This is a genomic window from Methanocalculus pumilus, from assembly GCF_055382585.1.
Genome location: NZ_AP042393.1, coordinates 1,521,038 through 1,543,872 on the forward strand (window position 1 = coordinate 1,521,038; position 22,835 = coordinate 1,543,872).

22 protein-coding genes and 2 tRNA genes are annotated in these 22,835 nt (G+C 52.6%); 12 read left to right on the forward strand and 12 right to left on the reverse strand.

Going from position 1 to position 22,835, the window contains the following annotated elements:
- Window positions 1–26: 26 nt before the first annotated feature.
- From ACZ44I_RS08020 to ACZ44I_RS08035, 4 genes are read right to left on the reverse strand one after another with little or no spacing between them, the layout of a single operon-like run.
- The gene (locus ACZ44I_RS08020) at window positions 27–644 is read right to left on the reverse strand and encodes a hypothetical protein (protein WP_464550989.1); all 618 of its coding nucleotides are present in this window, start codon (window positions 642–644) and stop codon (window positions 27–29) included.
- A complete protein-coding gene (locus ACZ44I_RS08025; RefSeq protein ID WP_464550987.1) occupies window positions 641–1,798 on the reverse strand; it encodes a DNA primase small subunit domain-containing protein in 1,158 nt (385 codons plus the stop codon). Before ACZ44I_RS08025 ends, ACZ44I_RS08020 begins: the two co-directional genes overlap by 4 nt.
- Window positions 1,795–3,363, reverse strand: coding sequence for a tRNA uridine(34) 5-carboxymethylaminomethyl modification radical SAM/GNAT enzyme Elp3 (locus ACZ44I_RS08030; RefSeq protein ID WP_464550985.1), 1,569 nt, complete (start codon window positions 3,361–3,363; stop codon window positions 1,795–1,797). Before ACZ44I_RS08030 ends, ACZ44I_RS08025 begins: the two co-directional genes overlap by 4 nt.
- A 7-nt stretch (window positions 3,364–3,370) precedes the next feature.
- Entirely contained in the window at window positions 3,371–3,607 is a 237-nt protein-coding gene (locus ACZ44I_RS08035) for a UPF0058 family protein (RefSeq protein WP_464576468.1), read from the reverse strand.
- Between the two features lie 149 nt (window positions 3,608–3,756).
- On the opposite strand from ACZ44I_RS08035, the gene ACZ44I_RS08040 reads away from it, so the two are divergent.
- Complete coding sequence (locus ACZ44I_RS08040; protein ID WP_464576470.1) at window positions 3,757–4,566, forward strand: ADP-ribosylglycohydrolase family protein; 810 nt, start codon at window positions 3,757–3,759, stop codon at window positions 4,564–4,566.
- Window positions 4,567–4,600: 34 nt separating this feature from the next.
- Here the strand turns inward: ACZ44I_RS08040 and ACZ44I_RS08045 are convergent, their stop codons facing one another.
- Window positions 4,601–5,050 (reverse strand): UPF0179 family protein, encoded by a 450-nt coding sequence (locus ACZ44I_RS08045; RefSeq protein WP_464550979.1) that lies wholly within the window; start codon window positions 5,048–5,050, stop codon window positions 4,601–4,603.
- 5 nt (window positions 5,051–5,055) lie between these two features.
- Window positions 5,056–6,135: an NAD(P)-dependent glycerol-1-phosphate dehydrogenase gene (locus ACZ44I_RS08050; RefSeq protein ID WP_464550977.1), complete on the reverse strand. Its 1,080-nt coding sequence runs from the start codon at window positions 6,133–6,135 to the stop codon at window positions 5,056–5,058.
- 12 nt (window positions 6,136–6,147) lie between these two features.
- Here ACZ44I_RS08050 and ACZ44I_RS08055 point away from each other — a divergent pair, with 12 nt between their 5' ends.
- From ACZ44I_RS08055 to ACZ44I_RS08070, 4 genes are all read left to right on the forward strand, one after another.
- The gene (locus ACZ44I_RS08055; RefSeq protein WP_464550975.1) at window positions 6,148–6,996 is read left to right on the forward strand and encodes a DUF63 family protein; all 849 of its coding nucleotides are present in this window, start codon (window positions 6,148–6,150) and stop codon (window positions 6,994–6,996) included.
- Window positions 6,989–7,555, forward strand: a complete 567-nt coding sequence (locus ACZ44I_RS08060; protein ID WP_464550973.1) for a stage II sporulation protein M — start codon at window positions 6,989–6,991, stop codon at window positions 7,553–7,555. Before ACZ44I_RS08055 ends, ACZ44I_RS08060 begins: the two co-directional genes overlap by 8 nt.
- Before the next feature lie 10 nt (window positions 7,556–7,565).
- Window positions 7,566–8,993: a proline--tRNA ligase gene (proS, locus tag ACZ44I_RS08065; protein WP_464550971.1), complete on the forward strand. Its 1,428-nt coding sequence runs from the start codon at window positions 7,566–7,568 to the stop codon at window positions 8,991–8,993.
- Window positions 8,994–9,097: 104 nt separating this feature from the next.
- On the forward strand, window positions 9,098–9,367 hold the full coding sequence (locus ACZ44I_RS08070) for a hypothetical protein (RefSeq protein WP_464550969.1): 270 nt from the start codon (window positions 9,098–9,100) through the stop codon (window positions 9,365–9,367).
- Window positions 9,368–9,392: 25 nt separating this feature from the next.
- Here the strand turns inward: ACZ44I_RS08070 and ACZ44I_RS08075 are convergent, their stop codons facing one another.
- The 3 genes from ACZ44I_RS08075 to ACZ44I_RS08085 all read right to left on the reverse strand — a co-directional run bounded on the left by ACZ44I_RS08075 (window position 9,393) and on the right by ACZ44I_RS08085 (window position 13,132).
- Window positions 9,393–9,878 carry a hypothetical protein gene (locus ACZ44I_RS08075; RefSeq protein WP_464550967.1) on the reverse strand — a complete coding sequence of 162 codons (486 nt, stop codon included), beginning with the start codon at window positions 9,876–9,878 and terminating at the stop codon, window positions 9,393–9,395.
- 255 nt (window positions 9,879–10,133) lie between these two features.
- Window positions 10,134–12,569: a heavy metal translocating P-type ATPase gene (locus ACZ44I_RS08080; RefSeq protein WP_464550965.1), complete on the reverse strand. Its 2,436-nt coding sequence runs from the start codon at window positions 12,567–12,569 to the stop codon at window positions 10,134–10,136.
- Window positions 12,570–12,640: 71 nt separating this feature from the next.
- The gene (locus tag ACZ44I_RS08085; protein WP_464576472.1) at window positions 12,641–13,132 is read right to left on the reverse strand and encodes a ferritin; all 492 of its coding nucleotides are present in this window, start codon (window positions 13,130–13,132) and stop codon (window positions 12,641–12,643) included.
- Between the two features lie 94 nt (window positions 13,133–13,226).
- Here ACZ44I_RS08085 and ACZ44I_RS08090 point away from each other — a divergent pair, with 94 nt between their 5' ends.
- From ACZ44I_RS08090 to ilvA, 4 genes are all read left to right on the forward strand, one after another.
- Window positions 13,227–13,352: a hypothetical protein gene (locus ACZ44I_RS08090; protein ID WP_464576474.1), complete on the forward strand. Its 126-nt coding sequence runs from the start codon at window positions 13,227–13,229 to the stop codon at window positions 13,350–13,352.
- Window positions 13,338–13,412 (forward strand) — tRNA-Arg (locus tag ACZ44I_RS08095). Before ACZ44I_RS08090 ends, ACZ44I_RS08095 begins: the two co-directional genes overlap by 15 nt.
- Window positions 13,413–13,694: 282 nt before the next feature.
- Window positions 13,695–14,780 (forward strand): class I SAM-dependent methyltransferase, encoded by a 1,086-nt coding sequence (locus tag ACZ44I_RS08100; RefSeq protein ID WP_464550961.1) that lies wholly within the window; start codon window positions 13,695–13,697, stop codon window positions 14,778–14,780.
- A 159-nt stretch (window positions 14,781–14,939) separates the two neighbouring features.
- A complete protein-coding gene (ilvA, locus tag ACZ44I_RS08105; RefSeq protein ID WP_464576476.1) occupies window positions 14,940–16,160 on the forward strand; it encodes a threonine ammonia-lyase in 1,221 nt (406 codons plus the stop codon).
- On the opposite strand, the gene metG is transcribed toward ilvA, so the two are convergent.
- On the reverse strand, window positions 16,161–18,161 hold the full coding sequence (gene metG, locus ACZ44I_RS08110; RefSeq protein WP_464550957.1) for a methionine--tRNA ligase: 2,001 nt from the start codon (window positions 18,159–18,161) through the stop codon (window positions 16,161–16,163).
- Window positions 18,162–18,205: 44 nt separating this feature from the next.
- On the opposite strand from metG, the gene ACZ44I_RS08115 reads away from it, so the two are divergent.
- Entirely contained in the window at window positions 18,206–18,937 is a 732-nt protein-coding gene (locus ACZ44I_RS08115; protein WP_464550955.1) for a type III secretion system chaperone family protein, read from the forward strand.
- Here ACZ44I_RS08115 and ACZ44I_RS08120 read toward each other — a convergent pair.
- Window positions 18,924–19,997: a DHH family phosphoesterase gene (locus tag ACZ44I_RS08120; protein ID WP_464550953.1), complete on the reverse strand. Its 1,074-nt coding sequence runs from the start codon at window positions 19,995–19,997 to the stop codon at window positions 18,924–18,926. The two genes, ACZ44I_RS08115 and ACZ44I_RS08120, sit on opposite strands and share 14 nt — an antisense overlap.
- Before the next feature lie 201 nt (window positions 19,998–20,198).
- Between ACZ44I_RS08120 and ACZ44I_RS08125 the strand changes: the two genes are divergently transcribed.
- The gene (locus tag ACZ44I_RS08125) at window positions 20,199–20,378 is read left to right on the forward strand and encodes a hypothetical protein (RefSeq protein ID WP_460372443.1); all 180 of its coding nucleotides are present in this window, start codon (window positions 20,199–20,201) and stop codon (window positions 20,376–20,378) included.
- Window positions 20,379–20,561: 183 nt separating this feature from the next.
- Window positions 20,562–20,635 (forward strand) — tRNA-Phe (locus ACZ44I_RS08130).
- A gap of 236 nt (window positions 20,636–20,871) precedes the next feature.
- On the opposite strand, the gene ltrA is transcribed toward ACZ44I_RS08130, so the two are convergent.
- The gene (gene ltrA, locus ACZ44I_RS08135) at window positions 20,872–22,359 is read right to left on the reverse strand and encodes a group II intron reverse transcriptase/maturase (protein WP_464550951.1); all 1,488 of its coding nucleotides are present in this window, start codon (window positions 22,357–22,359) and stop codon (window positions 20,872–20,874) included.
- Between the last annotated feature and the right edge of the window lie 476 nt (window positions 22,360–22,835).

Genomic DNA, 22,835 nt, shown 5'->3' on the forward strand with positions numbered 1-22,835 from the left:
CTGTTTCAGGAACCCGAATACCATATTTATTTGCGAATTCTTATATTTAAGGCTATGTTGCGGTCACAGAGAACCGTTGCATTGGGAGTGGGGAGGTAGATAACATCCTCGTTTGCTAACTTGTAGGTTCTGCCATCAATCCCCATGAATGGCTCAATTGGGGTAATAAGCCGTACAAGGCTGAGACCACGGGGGGCACCATCTTCTTCTGCTTCGTCCACCGGCTCTTCGATCTCGGTCTCCGGGATAAGGGTGGCTTTTCTGGAACGGCGATCGATCAGCTCCGCCCGTGCATGCTGAACCGCCTTGGAAACGGTCTCAAAGAGCGCCTGCTCCTCTGCAATCATTAGCCGCTTGATCTCACGATCGATCGTATCGCCATTCCCTTTGGCGAGTGCCAGTTCGATGATCCTGCCGGTTCTGATCGAAAAGATCTCCTGGATATAGGACTTGAAGCTCTCAATCTGGCGGATCATATCCTGTGAACGATCAGAGAGCGGATCACCTGACTCATAGAGCTCCTTATACATCAGTTCAATCTCTTCGTGAACCTTTGTGTAGAGATCCGGGGGGATATCCGTCAGCGTGCCGCTTGCCCGCTCGTCAAAGAGGATCGACCTGACACGGTCAAAGGAGATAGTCATGAAGACCCTCCTTCAAGCTCTGCAATCCCCCGTGCGCAGAGGAAGACCGCAAGTGCTTCGGGGACGGTGTTGATCCCTTTTGTGAGTGTATAGGTGTTCCCGAGGATCGGCATCGTCGTCTCAAAGGACGAATCGATTCTGATCGGGCGTTCCGAGAAGACGACTGCATCAATGAGGGGATCGAAATCTTCGAGATCCCGGATATCCAGCGGCGTGACAAGGAAACCGCTTCCCCCATGAAGAGAAGAGGGATGGCGGATCAGCCGCTTGATATCGGTTGTCACCGGCTCATCGGCGAGAGCGGCCCGATCACGGATCTGCTGTGAAAGAAGGCTGTCGGGATCGTCGAACATTGCCAGGATCACGCGATCATGGATGCAGGCTCGGTAATCATTCCCTTCCATCGATCGGATCACCCGGTCAAGCCGTTTGACAAAATCGGCGGCACCCGTCTCCGAGACCCCCCTCACCGATGAGAGGGTTTTGATCTGTTCATCAGGCGGAAGGGTGCGGATCTGCGCACAGGTTGCCTTGAGGGCTTCCTTCAGGCGGAGCCTCCACCCGCGATCCGGGCGTTTTTGATCGGAGAGATGCGTGGTGAGGGAGATGCCGGTCCCGCAGACATAGTTTGCAAGTTCACGCCGCTCACCACTCTTCCACGAACGCATCTCAAGTGAGTGAAGGTGGATATGGTAGCCCCTTCCCCCGGAGAAGACGAGAGAGAGTTCCTTTGCGGGATCGATCCCGCACTCATCGGTGAGCATATCAATCAGTTTGAAGAGCTCCTCTTTCACCCGTGCAAGCATCTGGTCATAGGGCCCGCGCATAATATGGTCGGCATCAAGATCGAAGATGAGATCTGCACCGCTCCATCCCTTCTCATCCATCGTCGGGGCTGCCGGGTGTTCATAGTAGGCTGTCGAGTAGTAGACATGAGCGGGCGTCATCGATCTGAGGTACGATAAGAGCTCATCTTTTGATGGAAACGAGAGGTGGCGCCGCATACCAGGAGTGGTTCTGGTGCCAAAGAACATGAAACCCCACTCCCGGGAGTCAAGCGCCTCCGGTACCCGCAGGGGAGCGGTCATCTTCATGGTACCGGAATAATAGTCAGAGAACCGGTTTCTGAGAAATTCAACAGTTGCAGGTTTCATGACAGCTTCTTAATCATATATGGACCTTCCCGTAGATAGCCCTGTTTACGGTAATAGGGACGGACGCCAATACCACTCATTACACAAACAGATGAGTACCCTCCACGCCGTGCCATCTCCTCAGCCTCTTCCAGCAGACGTTTTCCATAGGAGCTGTGCTGCCGCTCACCGCCAGTTGGATCCCAGGAGAGTGGAACAATACTCCCGTATACATGGAGTTCACGGATGAGTGCAGCGCCATCGCATTCGGGTGAGAAGACCTCTCCCGGGAACCGGAGACGGATAAAACCGATAAGGGAGTCGCTTGCCTCTGCCTGGATGAAAAATTCGCGGCCGCCACAGCAGTCATACTCAATCGTGCGGAGAGTTCCTTCCTCTCTGTTCGGACTTCGCCCGATCTCGCGGCACCTGATACACCGGCATCGCTTACCGGCAGCTTCAAGATGCTTCTGTGCGAGCTGCCGGAAGTTTCCATGTCGCGATCCGGCAACGATCAGCTTCGCCGGGATATCACGCTGGATACGCTGGAGCCGCGTATATTCGGGGAGTTGCTCTTTTCCATATGCCACCAGTGCAATCAGCTCCTCCTCATCATAGGGTCGGTATTCACCGCGATGATAAAGCTCCTCGATCTCAGATCCGGGGGTGACGAGAGTTGGGTATATCTTCAGGAAGTCCGGCCGGAGATTGGGATTTGAATAGAGACTCCGAAAGAGTTCACGATCCTTTTCGATATCGCTTCCGGGGAGGTTCGGCATCACATGGAACCCGACTTTTAATCCTGCGTCGCGGAGGAGGCGGTTGGCTTCGATTGAATCATCAACACCATGCCCACGCCGGTTATATTCCAGGATCTCATCCAGGACATGCTGGATGCCGATCTCAACCTTGGTGACCCCAAGAGAGAGCATCCGTTCGATATGCTCGCGCCTGCACCAGTCAGGCCGGGTCTCGAAGGTGATCGCAATGCACCGGACTGCTGCGGACTCGTTTGCGAGTGCGGCTTCTTCAAAACCAGCCTCGGTGGATGATCGATCAGGAAAGTCATTCATCGCCCTGAGGCACTGGGTGACGACATGCTCCTGATATGCCGGATCGCGGGCGGTGATCGTCCCCCCCATCACGATCAGTTCTGCCTTATCGACATGGTGTCCAAGGAGCCGGAACTGGGAGAGGCGGGCATGCACCTGTTCATAGGGATCATATCCATGCTCCCGCCCCCTGAGCGCTGCTGGCTCCTCCCCTGTATAGCTCTGGGGAGACTGAAAGAGGTGGTCAGGACCTCCGGGGCAGGGGAGGCAGATCCCATGCGGGCAGGGATGCGGGGAGGTCATCACTGCAACGGGAGCAACCCCGGAGAGGGTCCGGGTTGGTTTCACCTGAAGGATACGCCGGAGATGTTCCCGTTCATGCGGCTCTGCTGCAAGGAGGATTGCAGAGTTCTTCGGAAAAGCGGATAGCCGGAATTTCCGGCAGACAGATAACTTGATCCTCTGGATATCATCAGGAGTATCTGAAGAAGAAAGCCGGGAGATGATCTCCCGGAAAGCGGTGTAATCATCCATGATAGGATCAGTTTTTTATCAGAACAGGAGTGGCGGTTTTTGCATGATATTCCGGCTGGATGGGACCGGAATGATCATGAATCCGCTCGACAATCTCTTCTGCAAGCGTCAGGAGCGCTTCTTTATGTGAGTTTTTATTTTTGTGGATATGAACGGGGGAGATAAGAAGAGAGTCGTACTTTTGAGTCGATACTGCGTCGCCAGTCATGGTCTCATAATATTTCTTTACGGTTACCATGAGCATATGTAAATGAATGAGTTCTTCTTTCTGCAACCTATCACCTTTTTCAGATGAGACTCTAATGAGTAGCCAGATATAATTTATTGGTGATCTTTATATTCCAATTCACGCGCATACCGGGATCGCTGATTGGCTCGGCAATAGGGGATGCAATGGGTGCGCCCTTCGAAGGAAGCCCAAATATTCATCAGATCCCACAGCGGATGACAGGAGGAGGGCCTTTCTCAACACGGAGAGGAGAGTATACCGATGACACCCTCCAGATGATAGCGCTGGCGGAGACCCTGATCACCTGCCATCGGTTTTCTGCAATTGATTTTATGAGCCGCCTGATCCGGATCTATGATCTCCATCCCGAGTTCTTCGGACCTACTAGCCGGGAAGTTCTGGAACGCGTGAAGGGAGGGGCATCCCCGGAGAGTGCAGTATCGAGGATCTCCGGAAGCGGGAGGACAAACGGGGCGGTGATGCGGGGGGCCCCCATTGGGATCTTCTACCACCCCGGAAATGCCCGCATCATGAGCGGATATGCCGCTGCCACAACACATCCCCACCCGGTGGCAGGTGCAACATCCGGCATTGTCAACCAGATGATCTCGATCCTCTGCCGTGGCGGCTCAAAGGAGGAGGCGTTCTTCTCGGCACTCGGCTCCTGTGAAAACACAGAGGTGAGAAACAGGATTGCACTCCTTTCAGCCGCACCGCTCATCCCTTCCCTTGATGCCCTCGAAGCAGCGCATGTTGCCATCACCTGTTTCATGGAAGAAGAGACTTTTGTCGGGATGATACAGGCTGCCATCTCTCATGGAGGGGACACCGATACAACAGCCGCCATCTGCGGCGCTCTCGGGGGCGCACTCCACGGAGCCGGAGGGATTCCACGGGAATGGATCGCGGATCTTGAAGGCGGGCCTGCACTCCTTGAGCTTGAGGTGGCGGTCTGGTCAGCGGGCGAGAAGTGATCGTCAATTGAATTATGATATTTAAAAAAGAGGATCAGAGAGGGAGTATCTCAACAAGTTTCAGGTTCTTCCGGCCCCGGAGGCATTCATCGGGAGCACTCCCGAGAACCTGGGTGATCGTATATTTTTCCTTCTCATTGACCCCGTCAGGATGGCAGAGATCATAGCTCCTGCATTCCTCACGGTTGCAGGTGTACTCATAGATAAACCTGGAATTTGTGATCGCCATCTCACCAGCGATGAGCGCAACCACCGGCGCCTCCTCCACCTCAACAACGCAGGCGCCGTCTGCAAAGACCTGGCATGAGTGGCTTGTCGGCCTGACATCGACCACCCGGTATTTCCTCCCCAAAATGAGGTTGTGACAGGCCTTCTTCACCTTGCATCCGTTGCATGCGTCCACTACCCCGACATAGACAAATTCTGTCCCTTCACGGGCAAGTTTTTTTCCAATTAATGTAACCCGGTTCTTTGCCTCAGTCATATATCTCACTCCCGGTACAGCATTCGGATCAGATCATCTGCTGATTCCTGTGTGATACCCATATCAAAAATAGTAAAGCGTTCAGGCCGTATCTCTTTTGCCTTCACAATTGCTTCAGCGGCTATCTGATCGGGAAGGCCGACCTCGGCCGGAGTTGTCGGTGCACCTATCGTTCTGAGGGAGTCGCGTATCCCACGCCAGTCACCTCCATGCAGGTACATCGAGATGATCGTTCCAATCCCGCATGCTTCACCATGCAGCACCTTCCCGGGCGCCAGCCGCTCGACTGCATGCCCAAACTTATGCTCTCCTCCGCTTGCAGGCCGGGACGATCCGGCGATACTCATTGCAACTCCCGAGGAGACGAGGGCTTTTGTCACGATCCAGGCACTTTCTTCAGAATTGGGCCTGATAAGATGGGCATCTTTCACCAGGATCTCGGCGGTCATCCGGGATAGGGCGATCGCATACTCGGATATTGCTTCGCCGCGGAGCCGGTGGGCGAGCTCCCAGTCGAGTATTGCGGTATAATTTGAGATGATATCCGCACACCCGGATGCAAGGAGGCGGTGAGGTGCAGCAGCGATGATCCCGGTATCTGCAACGATTGCAACCGGGGGATGGGCATCAAGTGACGAGCTTCCTTCTTCTGTTGGGACCGATGCGCGGGAGGAGGCGATTCCGTCATGGGATGCAGCAGTCGGTACACTGACGAACTGGCAATCCAGGTTGAATGATGCGATCTTTGCAGTATCGATCACCCGCCCGCCACCAACCGCCACAATGATATCGGCTGCTGATCCCGCCTCCTCGACCAACCGGATCGTCCCAGGCGTAATTGCATCGGTGACATGGCGCGAGAGATCAAACTGATCTTCAAGAAGGGAGGCTACACGGCTCCCGACCGCCTCATTCGTCCTTGGACCGGAGAGGAGGAGAACCGATCGTCCAAGAGCAAGCTCCTCAAGGACCCGCGGGATCTGGTCGATGGCATCGTGCCCGATGACCACATCACGGGGGAGCTGCATCCATTTTGACTTATCAAAAACTTTATTTTTGAGTATCTTGAAATATTCTGAGCCCATCGAGATCAATTCATGATTAGTGACTTCATATACAAATATTACATTGATCCCATCCGGTATGGAGGGGCATACACATTAGTTGATACCCTCACCTATGCCCTGATACTGATCATTTCAGTCTATCTCGTCTATCGATGGCTCTCTAGAAAGCAGATTGCGATTGATGGCGTGTTTGTTCTTGCCACGATCCCCTATGTCGTCCTCGGCGGATTCCTCAGGGTGATCGAGGATACCGGGATGATACAGAGCGATTACCGGTTCCTCCTGATCACACCGCTCATCTTCTTTGTGATCTTCTTCATCACCGTCATCTCGCTCTTCATCGCACGATGGCTTGAGACGGCAGGTATTGTGGAGACGTTCATCCGGCCATACTGGCTCCTCGGAACTCTCTATTCGGTGCTGGCATTCTTCACCCTCGCGTGGTGGGGGATGACGCAGACGAGCTTTGACATCGTTGTCCTTTTGATCATCCTCCTGATGGCTATCATCACAACAGGAATCACCTATGCAGGGCTTCGGTACCTGTTCAGGTGGGAGTATATGCAAAATCCGCTCTATACCCTCCTGATATTTGGTCACCTGATTGATGCCAGTGCAACGAGCTACGGGATCGATATCCACCCGGTACGATACGTGGAGCAGCATGTGGTCGGCGGAGCACTCATCGACTGGACCGGCACCGCGTTTGCCATGTATCCATTGAAACTGGCCGTCCTGATTCCGGGGATCTATATCCTGGAGATGTATCGCCGGGAGAACGGGGACACCGGCCTATGGTATCTCCTCCTGCTTGCGATGATCGTCGTCGGGATGGCACCAGGCATCCGGGGCATGATGAGGATGGTGCTCCATGTCTGAGAAGATCCTGAAGAATATCCTCTTTGCCGCCCTCATCTTCGTTTTATCAGCAGGTGCTGGTGCCATGCTCGTCATGCAGGATCCGACAATTGGTGAGAGCTTTATGCAGGTGCTTGCGGAGGCACTGGATCTTGAGGGGCTTATGGAGCAGGGGGCGCTTGCAATTGCCATTGCGCTCTTCCTCAATAACCTTCAGGCCTGCATCATCCTCTTCCTCGGAGGGGTTACGTTTGGCATCCTGACGATCTTTGTGCTGGCAACAAACGGGATTGTCGTGGGGGCGGTTGCCCAGGTGGTAAACGAACTTCAGGGAGGTCTTTTTGTCGTCGCCGCCCTCCTCCCTCACGGCATCTTCGAACTCCCCGCCCTCTTCATCGCCGGTGCCCTCGGGCTGATGCTGGCAGGGTCGATCAGGCGGGAACTGTACGAAGATGGTGATGCCGCAGCAGATGCCCGGCGATATACGGTGGTTTTTGCAAAGACCGTCCTCCCACTTCTTGTTCTTGCCGCAATTACGGAGGCATTTATAACACCAGGTATCATAGTACTGGTCGTTTAGGTGGCATACTATGGAAGATAAGACGGATGCACTCCCCCCGATTTCCGATTTTAGTGCATGGTATAATGAGATTCTCAGGCGCGCCGAGATCATGGATGTCCGGTATCCCGTGAAGGGGCTGTATGTCTGGTACCCCTTTGGGTTCTCGATCCGGAAGAATACGTACGCCATACTCCGCTCGCTCCTTGATGTCGATCATCAGGAGACGATCTTCCCGCTCCTCATCCCCGATCATGAGTTCATGAAAGAAGCCGAGCATATCAAGGGCTTTGAGGAGGAGGTCTACTGGGTGACGCATGGGGGGCTCTCCGAACTCGACGTGAAACTGGCACTCAGGCCCACAAGCGAGACTGCAATCTACCCGATGTATGCCCTCTGGGTGAGATCCCATGCAGATCTCCCCTTAAAACTCTACCAGATCGTGAATACCTTCCGGTATGAGACGAAACATACCCGGCCGCTGATCAGGCTCAGGGAGATCACCTCCTTCAAGGAGGCCCATACCGTCCACTGCACCTGGGAAGATGCTGCCGAACAGGTGGAAGAGGCGATCAGGCTGTACTCGCAGTTCTATAAATCTCTCGGAGTTCCGATCCTCATCTCGAAGCGTCCTGACTGGGATAAGTTCCCTGGTGCGGATTATACGATCGCTGTCGATACGATCATGCCTGATGGCAAGACCCTCCAGATAGGAACCGCCCACCATCTCGGCACCCATTTCTCAAAGACCTTCGATATCACCTACGAAGATCTGGAAGGGGAACAACAGCTCGCATACCAGACCTGTTATGGGATCTCGGAGCGGTGCATCGCCTCGGTTATCTCGGTGCATGGTGATGATACCGGTCTTGTGCTCCCGCCCTCGGTTGCCCCGGTGCAGGTGGTCATCATCCCGATCATCATCGGGAAGCGGAAAGACGAGGTGCTTGCGGCAGCAGAAGCGCTTCAGGACGAGCTGAAGGCACTTGGCATCCGGGTGGAACTCGACCTCCGCGATATGCGGCCCGGTGCGAAGTACTATCACTGGGAGCTGCATGGTGTGCCGCTCCGGCTTGAGATCGGGCCAAGAGATATCGATGCGGGAACCATTGTCGCCGTTGACCGGTTCAAGCAGAAGCAACAGATCGGATCAGCCGGAGAAGTCCCGGCACTGCTGGATCAGATCCAGACGATGATTGCAGGCCGTGCAGAGGCAGCAATGGAAGGAAAGATTACGATCTGCAGAACCATCCCGGATATCCGATCTGCGGTCGAGTCCGGGGTTGCGGTCGGATCATGGTGCGGTGAGCGGGAATGTGCCGACCAGATCGAGGCTGAGACCGACGCCTCGCTCCTCGGAACTGATCTCCGGGGACCCTATGCCGCAAAGGTGAGCAAAAGCGGTTGTCTTATCTGTGGCAAAGAGGGGAAGGCTGCCCTTATCGGGCGGTCGTATTAATATTATTATCAATACAGCACAATATAAAAAACCATACATTTATCGAAAAATTTTAGTTCGAATATAGGCAGAAAGATTAAATATAAAAAAATCAATTTAAAAATATGGGAAAAAAATTCACTCCATTCAATCCTTTTCGATTTATTCTAAACAATCCCTTTCGTAGTATTCTAAATTTTTTTATAATTATTGTTGGAGCTGTCATAGCAATATTTGCACAACAGAATGTAGGCATTATAGCTCTCGGTATATCGGTTTTAGCAATAGGATTTTCTTTATTTTCTGCTCAATGGAGTGAGGAGTCTTTTAGTGAAATGAAGCAATCACAAGAGGATATCAAACAATCACTCGAAGAAATCAAAAGTAAATTATAATAAATTTTTAAAAAAAAATTAATTATTATTCTCCCATCCCACCCATGCATTTCCCGCACCGGTAAGAAACCTTCATACCACCGGTTAGGAGGTCGCCGGAGACCTTCTTTCTTGCACCCCGAAAGAATACTCTCCGGCATGAGCTGCATTGCTTGGGAAGCAGCCGCTCCAGACGTGAGAGCTCTGCATCCAGTTCATAGGGGAGCTCTTCTTTCTCCTTCTTTGTGGCAACAACCTCTCCGTTCTCTTCAACAGTGGATAACAGCCGGAAGACCTGGAGCGGGTTTGCTCCGAGATCCCCGAACTTCTTAAAGAGGAAGTACTGGAGGACGAGCCAGGATAGTTCGGACCGCTCAAATCCGTCATCATAATCAAGCGACTCATCGTGAGCCTCAAGCTCTTCAACAGGTGAGCCACAGAGCGGGCACTGCCCTTTCACCAGCTCTTCCATATAGATCTCTTCATTACACCCAGGGCAGGTGGTGTGGCGTGCGTGAGTACGGTATCCCATTCTTATCAGTCCGGACAAATTTGATAGATTCTATTCTACGTGCTCAGCTCGGCCGGTATCGTCCGGTACCTCACGCCCCCCAAAAAAAAAGAGGGGAATAGTTGTTTCTGTATATACCATCTGTTCTGAGACCTCATAAACCTATAACTCGATACATACGCGAATTGATAAAAAAGACGATTAATAAGGATTTTGCCTCGATTCAACGGAGATCCCCTCACAGGAGACGGTTGGCCCGGAAATAAAAAAAGGAGGTTATCCGGTATCTGCCGGGGGGTGTTCCCGCCTCTTTGCCGGGGGCACATAGCCCCTCAGGAGGAGCGAGAGCGAGACGATCGTCACAGATGAAAGGGCCATCGCAAGACCAGCATATTCAGGCCGGAAGGTGATCCCAAAGAAGGGGGTGAGAAGCCCTGCTGCAACCGGGATGAGGAGGATATTATAGAAGAATGCCCAGAAGAGATTCATCCGGATTCTGCCCATCACCTTTCGGGCGAGCTGGATTGCTGCAGCGGCATCGATAGGATTGCTCTTCATCAGGACAATGCCGCCGCTCTCGACTGCGACATCGGTTCCACCGGAGATGGCGATCCCGACATCGGCCTGTGCAAGCGCCGGGGCATCATTGATGCCATCCCCGATAAATGCGACTTTTTCACCCCTCTCCTGGAGCCGGGAGACTTCCTCTGCCTTATCCCAGGGGAGAACGCCAGCAAGGATACGGGAGATTCCGATCTCCTCTCCGATCACCTGTGCAGTGTGTTCGTTATCGCCGGTGATCATCACGACAGAGAGCCCCATCTCCTCAAAAATCTTCACCGCATCATGCGAGGTGGACTTGATCGGATCAGTTATGGCAATACATCCTGCATAGGTTCTGTCCACGGCAATGAGGGGGACGGTTTTTCCCTCACTCTCAAACCTGACGATCGATCCAAGTGCATTCTTTGGGATCTGAATGGAGTGTTCCTCAAGCAGGGAGCGGTTCCCTATGAGAACCGGGAGATCCTGAATATATCCAAAGACACCCTTTCCGCTGAATGACTCAAAGCCGGCCACTTCATGGAGCGGGACACCGATCTCTTCGGCTCTCCTGAGAATCGCTTTGGAAAGAGGGTGGAGCGATAAGCGTTCAACAGATGCTGCATATGAGATAAGCTCTTCTTCGGTGCGATGGTAGGGTGCGATCTCTGTTACTTCGGGACGGCCTTCGGTGAGGGTGCCTGTTTTGTCAATGGCAACGGTGGTGATGGTGCCGGACTGTTCGAGCACCTCACCATTTCGAATCAGGATACCAAGTTCCGCACCCCGTCCGATTCCAACGGTGATGGCAGTAGGGGTGGCAAGCCCGAGGGCACAGGGGCAGGCGACAACCAGCACCGAGATGAGGGCGGTCACAGCAAAGAGGAGCGGGGATCCGGCGATGAAGTACCAGAAGGCAAAGGCTGAGAACGCGATGATCAGCACAGTTGGGATGAAGTATGTTACCACCGTATCTGCAACCCGCTGGACAGGGGGTTTGCTCCCCTGTGCCTCCCCGACCATCCTGATGATTCTGGCAAGAACGGTATCCTTTCCAACCTTTGTTGCATAGATCGTGATCGCTCCGTTTGTCGGGATGGTGCCGCCGATGACGGTGGCATCCTTTCCTTTGTAGACCGGGTGTGGCTCACCAGTCACCAGGGATTCATCCACATGGCTCTCTCCTTCAACAACCACTCCATCCACGGGAATGGATTCTCCGGGGCGGACGAGGACGAGATCATAGGGGGCGATCTCCTCAACCGGCACAACCGTCCCGACACCATCCCTGATCACGGTTGCCGTCTTTGGCTGGAGGTTCATCAGGGAGCGGATCGCCTCACCTGTCTTTCCTTTTGCCCGTGCCTCCAGGTAACGGCCAAGGGTGAGAAACGCAGTGAGCATGATTGCTGTTTCATAAAAGTTGAAGTCTGCTGAGAGGAATATCCCAAAGGTCGAGAGGACACTTGAAAAATATGCTGTCCCTATACCAAGCGAGTACATGACATCCATATCCAGGATGCCGTGTCTGAGGGATCGGATGGCCGCAGAGAAGATCGGGAATGCAAGGAAGGCAAAGAACGGTGTTGCGATGAGAAACATCATCAGCGGCATCGGGATCGGGAGAGGAGGGTGTGTCCACATCAGGAGCATCAGGAATCCTGAGACTGCAAATCCGAGGATGGATCTGTATGCCTTCATGCGGAGATCACGTGCAGCCACGGCATCCATGGTGCCGGATGCGGGGTTATCATCCCTGCTGGTGACGGTGAAGCCTGCTTCCGAGACTGCGTTCTTCATCTCTTCAAGCGATGTTATTTCCGGGTAGTAGGTGATATATGCCCGTTCTGTTCCGAGATTGACCGAGACAGAGGTAATTCCGGGGAGACCGGCAAGTGCTTTTTCTACAGACTGTACACAGACGGCACAATGCATGCCGCTGATCCTGAGTGTGAGTGGTTCGGGAACAGGTGAGAAGCCTGCTTCCCTGACTGCCTCCTCGATATCCCGAATTGATACGGCATCCGGATCAAACGCAACACGGAGTGTTTCTGCGGCGAGATTCACCTCTGCAGAGGAGATCCCATCAAGCTGTTGAACAGAGCTCTCTATGGCTTTGGCACAGGTTGCGCAGTGCATCCCGGCAATTCTTATCTGTGTCGTAATCATCTGGTATCCTCTGCTGATCGTCTGGTTTTCTGGTGCGCCAGCACCAAAAAGAAGGTATTGGATTCTAACATTTATCGCTTGCCAAGCTGGTGGTCAAGATGGTAGAGACCGCCTGTTGCAGGACCGATCTTTTCAAGGGTTGCGACGATATCTGAGGCATTTGCTTCCTCTTCAACCTGCTCGGTGACAAACCACTGGAGCATGATCTCAGATGCATAATCCTTCTGCTTGATCGCTTCTGTCATCATGGCGTTGATCATGCCGGTGACCTTCTGTTCGTGGGCATAGACCTCTTTAAAGATGGCAGGGATATCTTTCCAGTCGGCCTTCGGGGCGGCGATTGCTGTGAGTTTGATGGTTCCGCCCCGCTCATTGAGATAGTCATAGAACTTCATCGCATGAGCCAGTTCTTCCTGTGCCTGGAGGCGGAGCCAGTGGGCAAAGCCATTCCAGTTCTTATCCGAGCACCATGCGGACATCGAGAGGTACAGGTAACTCGAGTACATCTCGGCATTGATCTGGGTATTGATCAGATCTTCCATCTTCGTTGGGATCATAGTCATAACTCCTCTATCTGCCGCATTGCGGCAACAGAAGAGCATTACGCAGGGATACTGTTAAAGGTATCGATGGATGGAGGGGCTTTTAGCACCCATCATGAACTTCAACAACAGTATTCCATCTTCAAAAAGGCCGATCATGGAGGAGGAACGTCATGCATCACACAAAGGAATAAAAACCGGGAGATCGAACTATTATATCCTTCCGGGGCTTGTGGCTTAGCCAGGATAGAGCGTCGGGCTTCTAACCCGAATGTCGGGGGTTCGAATCCCCCCAGGCCCGTTTCTTTTTGTTGACTCGTCTCACCATCAAGCTGTGATACTGGAGAGATTACAATTGCGATTTTTTGCCTCTCTTGTTCTGCTTTTATCAACTCAATCAGGTGTAACCTCTGAGGCGATATGGATAGAAGAATGTAACTATCCTTTGGAGGGATTCGATATGAATCAGAAAGAATACGTGTGGATTCCCGAGAATACCAGACAAAAAAGCGATTTCTGAACTGGTAAAGTGTTCTATGGGATACAAATCTTCATCACCCTTTGGGAGCAACAAAATGAAGAGATGCTCTTCTTATCTCCTCAGGAATCAGCTCTGTGGTCGCATCTGGCCGATCAGATCCTTGAAGATGGCAGAACTCCCGGCTCCGTTCCGGAGATCCTCTCAGGTCAGATCCGCCCAAACCTCCTCCCGGTCTTCTGCTACTATATCGGCACCCTCCTGATGGCACAGGGATCTGTTGATTCCGGGTTCGGGTGGCTTTCCGAGGCTGCCCGGCTGGAGGGGGATGAGCCATTCTCAGCATCCCAGCTCGTCGGTTTTTTAGAGCGGCATGAACGGAAGCTCCAGATGCCATATGTGGTGTTCTTCGATCCCAAAGCCTTCATGCTCTTTGCGAAAAATCCTGTGATGCAGGCTGCACGATTGAGGTATGTGACCGAATCTGCCGCCAGCCTGCCGTATTTCCAAAAGCCGTTCTCGATGATGGATCTCGGGTGCGGGGATGGGAGCCTTACCGTGGCATTGCTTCAAAAACTCCGTGAATGTGGCAGGATTGGTGAGATCGATGAGATCTTTCTGATCGATTCATCGGCTGCCATGGTGGAGCTTGCCGCGAAGACGGTAGCAGAAGCGTTTCCCGGTGTGCATATCAGCAAAGAGAACTGCCGCATCCAGGACTGTACCGGCAGGATATACCGGCATTTCGATCTCGCAACAAGTTCCCTTGCCTATCATCACATGCCCTATGAGGAGAAGAGGCTGCACCTCTCCCGGCTCAGGCCAAGGATAGACCACTTCATTCTCTACGAGATGGATGCGGACAATGATCGACCCGAGATCTACTCCCCGGATCTGGCACTCGCCGTGTACCAGTCCTATGGGAGTATCATCAATTCGATCCTCTCACAGGATGTGCGAATCGATCTCGCCAGGACCTGTGTCGACCAGTTCCTGATGACCGAGGTCATCTCGTTCTTCACTCAGCCACGGGGCGAGAGAACAGAGTACCATATGCTCCAGAGCCAGTGGCTGGCACTCTTCTCCGAATGCCTCGGAGGGGAGTTTACGCTCCGGTGCCATTCGCCCTGTTATATGGACCGGTATACCTCCCTCTTCTGCATGCATTTTGGGAGAGATAGCGAAGGATAGTGGGTACTGGCAACGAGTGGTTTCCGGTTACTATCGGTCTTTCTTCTTATCGGATCAGGTGCAGAACAAGTTCCCCCCTGGAACAGGGGATCACCTCCGAACCATTTCAGCAAGATGTGTTCCCCGGAAACCCTCCTGTTGAACGATCATCTTTTCATCATGGAGGTAGATTCTGCCTCTATGCTCACCCCCGAGGATATTGCAGATGCCGCGGATCTGATCCGCCCCCATATTCACCGGACACCGCTTGTCTACTCGCCGACATTCTCGGCAATGACCGGCTGCGAGGTGTACCTGAAGCTCGAAACACTCCAGAAGGCGGGTTCGTTCAAGGTGAGGGGAGCAGTCCACTCGATACTCAAAAATCGAAAGGGTATTGGAAGTGCCGGAGTGGTGGCGGCATCTGCGGGGAACCATGCCCAGGGGGTCGCCCTCGCCGCAGGCATTGCCGGGGTAAGGGCGACGATCGTGATGCCGGTTGGATCGTCGGTTGCCAAGCAGGAGGCGGCACGGGGATATGGGGCTGAGATCGTCATTGCCGGGCGAACGCTCCAGGAGTCGATCCTCTATGCACAAGTACTGGCTGAGAGGGGAGCGTTTCTTGTCCATCCCTATGATGATAAGCATGTGATCGCCGGTGCAGGTACCATAGGAACTGAGATCCTCGAGGATCTCGGTGATGTCGGGTATGTAATCGTACCCGTCGGCGGTGGAGGCTTAATCGCCGGGATCGCCGCTGCGATCAAAGGTGCCGGGAATCCTGCCCGGATCATCGGCGTGCAGGCGGCTGCCTGTGATGCCGCATACCGGGCTTTTGCCTTTGAGGAGCGGGAGCTTGTCTCTCCCGGCAGGACGATCGCAGATGGGATTGCAGTTCCGATCGTCGGCGAACGGCCGTTTGGGATGATACGGGCATTTGTTGATCGAATCGGGATCGTCTCGGAAGAGGAGATGGTTCAGGCAATCCTCCTCCTTGCCGAACGAAAACATCTCGTTGTGGAAGGGGCGGGATCGGCGCCGCTCGCCTACCTCCTCTCGGGGAGAGGGATGTTTCCAGAGAGGAGCAGGATCGTTCTGATCATATCAGGAGGAAATATCGATCTCCCCCTCTTCCAGCGGGTGATCCATCAGGCACAGGTTGCACGGGATCGTTCAATGACGATCTCAGTGGTGGTTGATGACCGGCCGGGATCACTTGCGAAACTCCTCGGCACAATCGCTGGTGCCGGGGGCAATATCCATGAAATTATCCAGAAAAGAGATGAGAAAGGGCTCCACCCGACCGAGATCAGGGTGGAGGTTGAGATCGAAACGAGAGGGCTTCTGCACCAGGAGCGGATCCGATCCCATCTCACCGGTGCAGGGTATATTTCCCGCTGATCACCGGATCTCTGTTCCCGGCTCGATCTCGCGGTTCGGCATCAGGAGGGCGGCATCATCGCCTGCTGCCAGGATCATGCCCCTGCTCTCGACACCAAAGATCGTCGCTGGCTCAAGGTTTGCGATCATCACAACCAGGCTGCCGGTGAGTGCATCGGGTGCATAGAAGGGGGCGATCCCGGATACCACCTGTCGGATCTCAGACCCGATATCCACCTGTATCTTTAAGAGTTTCTTTGATCCTTTGATCGGCTCTGCCGAGAGGATTTTTCCGATCCTCAGATCCATCTTTGCAAATTCATCCATTGAGACCATTGGTTTCCTCTCCTCTTTTAATGCCTGTTTCTTCTTAGCTGCTTCTACACGCCCATTAAAGGTCTTTTCAAGGATGGCATACTCTTCGTCTTCGAGTTTGGCAAAGAGCATCTCCGCCTTCTGTAATGTGACACCTGATAACGGGGTGTCACATTCGTCCAGGTGGTGATCGGCAATCGGAGTTGTATAGCCAAGCATTGCCCAGCATCCCGCTGCTGCATCCGGGAGAACCGGCTCGAGCATAAGGGCGAGTGCCTTGACGATCTGGAGGCAGTCTGCAATTGCAGATTCTGCTGCCTTGCGATCCGTCTTCATCAGTTTCCAGGGTGCGTTCTTCTGGATGTAGTTGTTCCCAAACCCGGCAAGCCCCATGATCCCGTCAACTGCCAGCTTGAACTCAAATGATCTGAATGCAGAGTCGACACTCGCCCGTGCTTTCCTGATCTCCTCTAGAATCTCCGGGCCTGCCGGAGTGTCGGGAATACCACCGAGTTTTGCTTCTGCAAAGTGGATTGTCCGGTACATGAAGTTCCCAAGCGTATTCACAAGCTCATTATTGACCCGTTCCTGGTATGCCTTCCAGGAGAAGTTCAGCTCTTTCGTATGGCTTGTATAGCTGAGGAGATAGTACCGGAGGTAGTCTGAGGGGAGCCCGACATCGAGGTAGTCTTCGTTTGCCCAGACCACATAGCCACGGGATTTTGAGAACTTCTGGTCCTCGACCTTCAGCATCCCCGATGCAACGACGGCATCCGGGGTTCCATATCCTGCTGCATGGAGGAGGGCGGGCCAGAAGATGCAGTGGTGGTAGATGATGTCTGAGCCGATGAAATGCGTCACCTCGCCCTCGCCACACCAGTATCTCTTCCAGTCATCATTATGGGCATTTGCCCATTCCTCGGTGAAGGAGATGTAGCCGATGGGAGCATCCACCCAGACATAGACGACGAGTTCCTGGTTTCCGGGGAACTTCACACCCCAGTCAAGGGTTCGTGTGATGCACCAGTCACGAAGCTCGTTCTCGACCCAGCCGATCGCATAGTTCTTCGCGTTTGTAGTTCCCTTGAGATCCTTCAAGTAATCAAGGAGATAATCACGGAAGGTGCTCAGCTTGAAGAAATAATGCTCCTGCTGGCGGATCTCGGCCTTTGTGCTGCAGACGGTGCAGACGGGATCCTGGATCTCGCCGGGCTCGAGGTGGCGGCCGCAGCCCTGATCGCATTCATCACCACGGGCATGCTTGCCGCAGTGGGGGCAGACCCCCTCGACATAGCGGTCAGGGAGGAACCGCTCGCAGGAGGTGCAGTAGCTCTGATTGATGATCTCGGAGTAGACATATCCACGGTCGATCAGGCGGTTGATGATCGACTGAGTCCGTTCATGGTTGGTTTTGTTGTCGGTCATCCCGAAATGGTCGAAGATGACACCCATCCTTTCGAAGGTCTCTTTGAAATGATCATGGTATTTTTCTGAGAGCGCCCGCGGGGTGGTGCCCGCCTCTTCTGCGGATACGACAATCGGAGTCCCATGATTGTCTGAACCGCAGACAAAGAGAACCTCCTCACCTGCACGCCGGAGGTGCCTGACATAGCAGTCGGCGGGCACATAGGTCCGCAGGTGACCTATATGGCATAATCCATTGGTATAGGGAAGTCCACATGTAACCAGTTTCGGTGTACCACTCATCGTTATGCTTTTTGCGCTGGATCGTATAAAATACAGGGTACACTATGGCAAAGCGATTGGCAATACCGGTACGGAGCCTTGGATCCGAGGTAGATACTCCTTCAATCACCGATCTCGCTGCATGGGCAAATGCCCGCGCAGGTCAGAGCGGCGATCTGGTCACCTATCACCTGATGAAGACGCTTGAAGCGCAGAGGGAGGTGCATACCCCGGCTGCCGGCGGCTGGTTCTACCATGAACGGGCGAGGGCAGCATCTCTTCCCGATGCACCCGCAGATGATGTCCTCGATGATATCCAGGCGGTCTCTGATATACGGAAGAACTGCTGGTGGTCGCTCCCCTCTGCCGCTTCACTGTTTATTGATCCTGATGAGGATCAGATCCTCTTCTTCAGGCAGTTCCTCAGGATGATGCGGGATGCCGGGGTCTTTGGGCATGTGATCCTTCTCAAAGAGGATCCAAAACCGCTTGAGCTAGAGCTCGTCTCCGGGCGGCGGATCTTCTGGCACCTGCTGAACCCGACTGAACGGGGACTTGAGAGGGTGCTGGAGGTGCAGCGGGATATTGCCATTACACCGGCAGATTTACCGCTGCTTTCCGATCTCATGGACTCTTACACCGTCAGGAAGATCATCGTGATGGAAGGGGGCGAGGCCGATCTCCGGGCTGCGAAGGAGCTTGTGGATCTTGATAACATCATGACCGGGGGCTATGCCCCCGCCAAAAAGCCCTCATACTGGGACGAGCTTGTAGAGGGATCGTTTATTCTGCGCTAGATGGTGTTTGTTGTGCTTCTGCCACCTGAACGAACCTATTGAAGTGGGAGGTTGTCCCAAGGAGCCGGAAGGAGAGTTTATCCCAAAAAGTGAAGGGGAAGGTGCCCCCGGATGCATTCGGGTGTCCGCCGCCCCCAAATTCTCCTGCGATGAGGTGGGAGATGGGCGGGGCTGATCTCAGGGAGAACCGTCCGTTATCAGAGACGATCACCTCGATGTCTGTTTCATATTCTTCCCTGATGGCAGCTGCCGTCTCGCTTGGATAGTTGATGAGAGGGGCAAAGGCGATCCGGTATCTGCCGTCACGAATCTTCATCCTCCTGATGCTTGTCCTGATTGCCTGGGTTCGTTCGCGGTCAATCTCCGCATAGGTCTCCTCGATCCAGTCGTCAGTGAAAATACCCTCCTCCAGCCGGTTCCTGAGCGGTCGGAGGTTTTTATTGATGGATCCGATCTGCCCGAGGATTGCAGACCGCGGGTCCCGGTGGGTCCAGAGATCATAGTCACAGACGACCCTCGCTATCTCGACTGCGACAGGGTCATCAGGTGCAAGTGCCCGTGCCACGAGCCCGCACCCGCAGGTGGAGGTATCAACCGTGAGCTCTTCTGCATACTGCTCGATCTGCCGTATCTGATCAGGCTTCCACCGATGATGGTCACGCCAGATGATCCTCCATCCTGATGCCTTTGCCCGCCGTGCAGCTTCATCGACGCCGTTCTGATAGCCGAGATCGGATATGGAGAGGATATCGCCCTTGCCGGGGACGTTTGCTATTGAATTGAGGTTCTTTGTGAACCTGCCGACCGATGAGAAGACGGTGAAGACTCCGTCGTGCCCATAGACCCGCCTGTGGATTGCATCTGCCCCGGCGGCATCGAGATCATTATGCGTCAGGTGGACGATCCCGGCGCCCCGCTCCCGCACCCGCTCCTCGAGCGTCGGCCCCTGCTTCTTCTCAGGTTTCCGGGGGCCGAGGAGCGAGCGGATGCGATGAAGGATGCCGGCGCCGGTGGAGCTGCCGGAACTGCCGGGATTGCCGGTGCCGGAGGACGAACTCATGGTGATATGTCTGTTCTTCAGGCGTGATAAATGGGGGCGGTGGAAGGGGGAGGGATAGATGGGAGGTGAGATCATGAAGCCAGAGAACGGGAATTATGCTTCTATTTTTATTGGAGATCCCTGGCTTCATATCAACAGATGCATCGTATTTTGAACTTCTTTTGAATACTCAGGAAAAATTAAATGAATGAAGGCTGATGTATGGTTGTGGCAGATGGCAACAATAAACTGAGTGATAGACGTTTTCTCCTTCAGAAGATTGAAAAGAACATTGATGCCCGACTTTTTGAAGAAATTGAGCCGGATGATGATGAGATCAGCCTGATTGGCGAGTACCAGGAACGAAAGAAGAGTGGGACTCTGATAATCAATGAGATATAGGGTTTTCTGGAGATTGTAGCAAGAATAAACCTGAGTTAATTGAGGATGGTAAATGGGTCTAAGCATACGCACTTTACAACAAGCTTTACCCATTTAAGGAAGGATTCGCCCTGATTCTCGATACAATGGTCAGATCAGATCGGATGTATTAAATAGAGATCTGGCGTATATTGTAATCCCAAAGCCTCAGTAGCTCAGACTGGGAGAGCGCCAGACTGAAGATCTGGTTGTCCCCGGTTCAAATCCGGGCTGGGGCATGGTTTTCTTTTTATGATTTCTTTCTCGGTTTAACCTTTTATCCTGTTTGCTATGTTCGTTTCGCCTTCATGAAAGGGGGGGTTTGGTTGCACGGGCAAACATGAGATCTGCCATCATGAGTATTGATCCTAACTTTGCCATTAACAAGAAATAGTCGAATAGGGACGCAAGATTACTCTTGCGCCCCCTTCTAAGAACGCACCGTGCGACTTTCACCGCAGTACGCTCAAGCACTTTACAACCCGAATTTCGGGCGGCAATATGTAAAGAATGAGAGTCGTGTTTGAATCCAAGGTGTTTGCTTTCGTATCCTATCTGTTCTGGTGAGGAAATATCCTCTGTCCAAGTAGGGGTTAGCATCAAGTTTTACCATGTAATGTCTGCGAACCTTTGTGTCCGCAAACCTAACAAGTGTTGCTGATTCTGACCCGAAGACCCAGTTTCTGGTGCCTACTGTATGCCAGTATCGCCGTGCAATCCATTTTTTCCCCTTATTGGGATGCCTTCGTTTGGCCCACCTCCAAAGCATATTCCAAAGTATGAAATCCAGACGTTGGTATGCTCTTTTCGCCACAATATGACGATGGTAGTTAGCCCATCCCATGATAACCGGGTTCAGCAATTTTATCATTTCATCCTGTGTCCATGCAGCAGCTTTATGGATTGTCTTCCTTATTTTCTCGGTAATCTTCTCAATTGACTTTCGGGAAGGCTTGGTGATGAATTTCCCGTTATATTTACGGAAGTTCCAACCCAGGAAGTCAAATCCATCATCAATATGAGTTATCATAGTTTTTGATTCGGATAATTCCAATCCCCTTTTTGCAAGGTATTTCCTGATACATTTACGAATTTCTTCTGCAATCTCCTGTGTTGGAGCAATTACCAGAAAATCATCCGCATAGCGTATGAAGTGTACCTTCATCTTCGGAAACTTATCGTCAAGAAGTTTCTCAATTCCATCCAGAGCCATATTGGCCAGTATTGGAGATATCAATCCCCCCTGAGGCGTACCTTTGTCAGTCGGGTAGAGCTTCTGTTCGAAGACAAATCCGGCTTTGAGGAATTGGTTCAGGACTGATGATTCCATTGGGATGTGTGTTTTCAACCATTCATGGGAGATGTTGTCAAAACATCCCCGAATGTCTCCTTCCAGAATCCATTGGGAAGATTTTGGGAAATGAAGGCAATAAAATGCATATTGTGCTGCATCCTGACCGCACCGAAATAGCCGGAACCCAAATGATCGTTTATCAGCGCAGGTTTCAGCAACTGGCTGAAGTGCCAGTGCATAGAGTGCCTGCATTGCCCGGTCATACATGGTTGGAATAGAGAGCGGACGTTTGGTGTCTGTCCCAGGTTTGGGAATATAAATACGCTTTAATGGTTGTGCATGATACTGTTTACTGGTAAGTCTTAATGCGGCATTCATTTTATCAGAAGGTCGTGTCCAGCGTTCACCGTCAATACCGGGGGTGCGAGCACCTCGATTCTGCGTGACCGTCCGTATCGCAAGTAGTTTTGCGGAATAGGAATTAGTTAGCAGATACTGGAGTCTTTTCACACGATTCCATTTCTTTTCATCTGTTGCCTTTGCAATCCGGGTCTGTAGCCTGTTAACCGTAATATGTACCTGTTTCCAGTCAATGGATTCCCATTGCCAGGTTAGGTCAAGGTCTGTACGCTTCTCGCCAATTGGCGTCGTTGAATAACGCACATTCACAAGTATACCTCCTTTCTTTGCCGTAAAGCACCGGTATCAAGTCAGCACCCTTTCAGGTCAAAACATTCGTTTCTATCCTGTCTATTACAGACAGGCATTTGCTTCCTGTTACCTCCTCTACCCCCTGAGTCATTAGATTTTCTTACGAATTTCCTACCTCTGAATGAGGAACTCATGGGGTTTACCATGTTCAATAACTTAGATAATTGTGGATACCTTAGGAGCCATCTTTAGACCGGGAACCGTGTGTCCTTTCGTTTTCATGTCAAACTAGCCATGAAAACCGGATTCCATGCATTTTTTGCTTAAGTGTATCAGCCTTTTTTCACTTAGTCTAAGTAACGATCCTTACGATGATTCACCTTTCAGTTCTCCATAGTATCCTTACTCTAGCAATTTATCCGGGCAAGGCTCCCGGAGTTTATCACATTGTCACATGAGCTTCATACAATCCCGTTACCAGGAATGCATGTCAT

Excerpts from the sequence above, each read along its gene's own strand:
- ACZ44I_RS08055 (WP_464550975.1), top strand. The coding sequence starts at position 6,148 with ATGATTAGTGACTTCATATACAAATATTACATTGATCCCATCCGGTAT.
- ACZ44I_RS08085 (WP_464576472.1), bottom strand. The coding sequence starts at position 13,132 with ATGACTATGATCCCAACGAAGATGGAAGATCTGATCAATACCCAGATC.
- ACZ44I_RS08030 (WP_464550985.1), bottom strand. The coding sequence starts at position 3,363 with ATGGATGATTACACCGCTTTCCGGGAGATCATCTCCCGGCTTTCTTCT.
- ACZ44I_RS08060 (WP_464550973.1), top strand. The coding sequence starts at position 6,989 with ATGTCTGAGAAGATCCTGAAGAATATCCTCTTTGCCGCCCTCATCTTC.
- ACZ44I_RS08100 (WP_464550961.1), top strand. The coding sequence starts at position 13,695 with ATGCTCTTCTTATCTCCTCAGGAATCAGCTCTGTGGTCGCATCTGGCC.
- ACZ44I_RS08045 (WP_464550979.1), bottom strand. The coding sequence starts at position 5,050 with ATGACTGAGGCAAAGAACCGGGTTACATTAATTGGAAAAAAACTTGCC.
- ACZ44I_RS08050 (WP_464550977.1), bottom strand. The coding sequence starts at position 6,135 with ATGGGCTCAGAATATTTCAAGATACTCAAAAATAAAGTTTTTGATAAG.
- metG (WP_464550957.1), bottom strand. The coding sequence starts at position 18,161 with ATGAGTGGTACACCGAAACTGGTTACATGTGGACTTCCCTATACCAAT.
- ACZ44I_RS08035 (WP_464576468.1), bottom strand. The coding sequence starts at position 3,607 with ATGCTCATGGTAACCGTAAAGAAATATTATGAGACCATGACTGGCGAC.
- ACZ44I_RS08075 (WP_464550967.1), bottom strand. The coding sequence starts at position 9,878 with ATGGGATACCGTACTCACGCACGCCACACCACCTGCCCTGGGTGTAAT.
- ACZ44I_RS08070 (WP_464550969.1), top strand. The coding sequence starts at position 9,098 with ATGGGAAAAAAATTCACTCCATTCAATCCTTTTCGATTTATTCTAAAC.
- ACZ44I_RS08025 (WP_464550987.1), bottom strand. The coding sequence starts at position 1,798 with ATGAAACCTGCAACTGTTGAATTTCTCAGAAACCGGTTCTCTGACTAT.
- ACZ44I_RS08115 (WP_464550955.1), top strand. The coding sequence starts at position 18,206 with ATGGCAAAGCGATTGGCAATACCGGTACGGAGCCTTGGATCCGAGGTA.
- ACZ44I_RS08020 (WP_464550989.1), bottom strand. The coding sequence starts at position 644 with ATGACTATCTCCTTTGACCGTGTCAGGTCGATCCTCTTTGACGAGCGG.
- ACZ44I_RS08090 (WP_464576474.1), top strand. The coding sequence starts at position 13,227 with ATGAACTTCAACAACAGTATTCCATCTTCAAAAAGGCCGATCATGGAG.
- proS (WP_464550971.1), top strand. The coding sequence starts at position 7,566 with ATGGAAGATAAGACGGATGCACTCCCCCCGATTTCCGATTTTAGTGCA.
- ACZ44I_RS08080 (WP_464550965.1), bottom strand. The coding sequence starts at position 12,569 with ATGATTACGACACAGATAAGAATTGCCGGGATGCACTGCGCAACCTGT.
- ACZ44I_RS08040 (WP_464576470.1), top strand. The coding sequence starts at position 3,757 with ATGGGTGCGCCCTTCGAAGGAAGCCCAAATATTCATCAGATCCCACAG.
- ACZ44I_RS08120 (WP_464550953.1), bottom strand. The coding sequence starts at position 19,997 with ATGAGTTCGTCCTCCGGCACCGGCAATCCCGGCAGTTCCGGCAGCTCC.
- ACZ44I_RS08125 (WP_460372443.1), top strand. The coding sequence starts at position 20,199 with ATGGTTGTGGCAGATGGCAACAATAAACTGAGTGATAGACGTTTTCTC.
- ilvA (WP_464576476.1), top strand. The coding sequence starts at position 14,940 with ATGGAGGTAGATTCTGCCTCTATGCTCACCCCCGAGGATATTGCAGAT.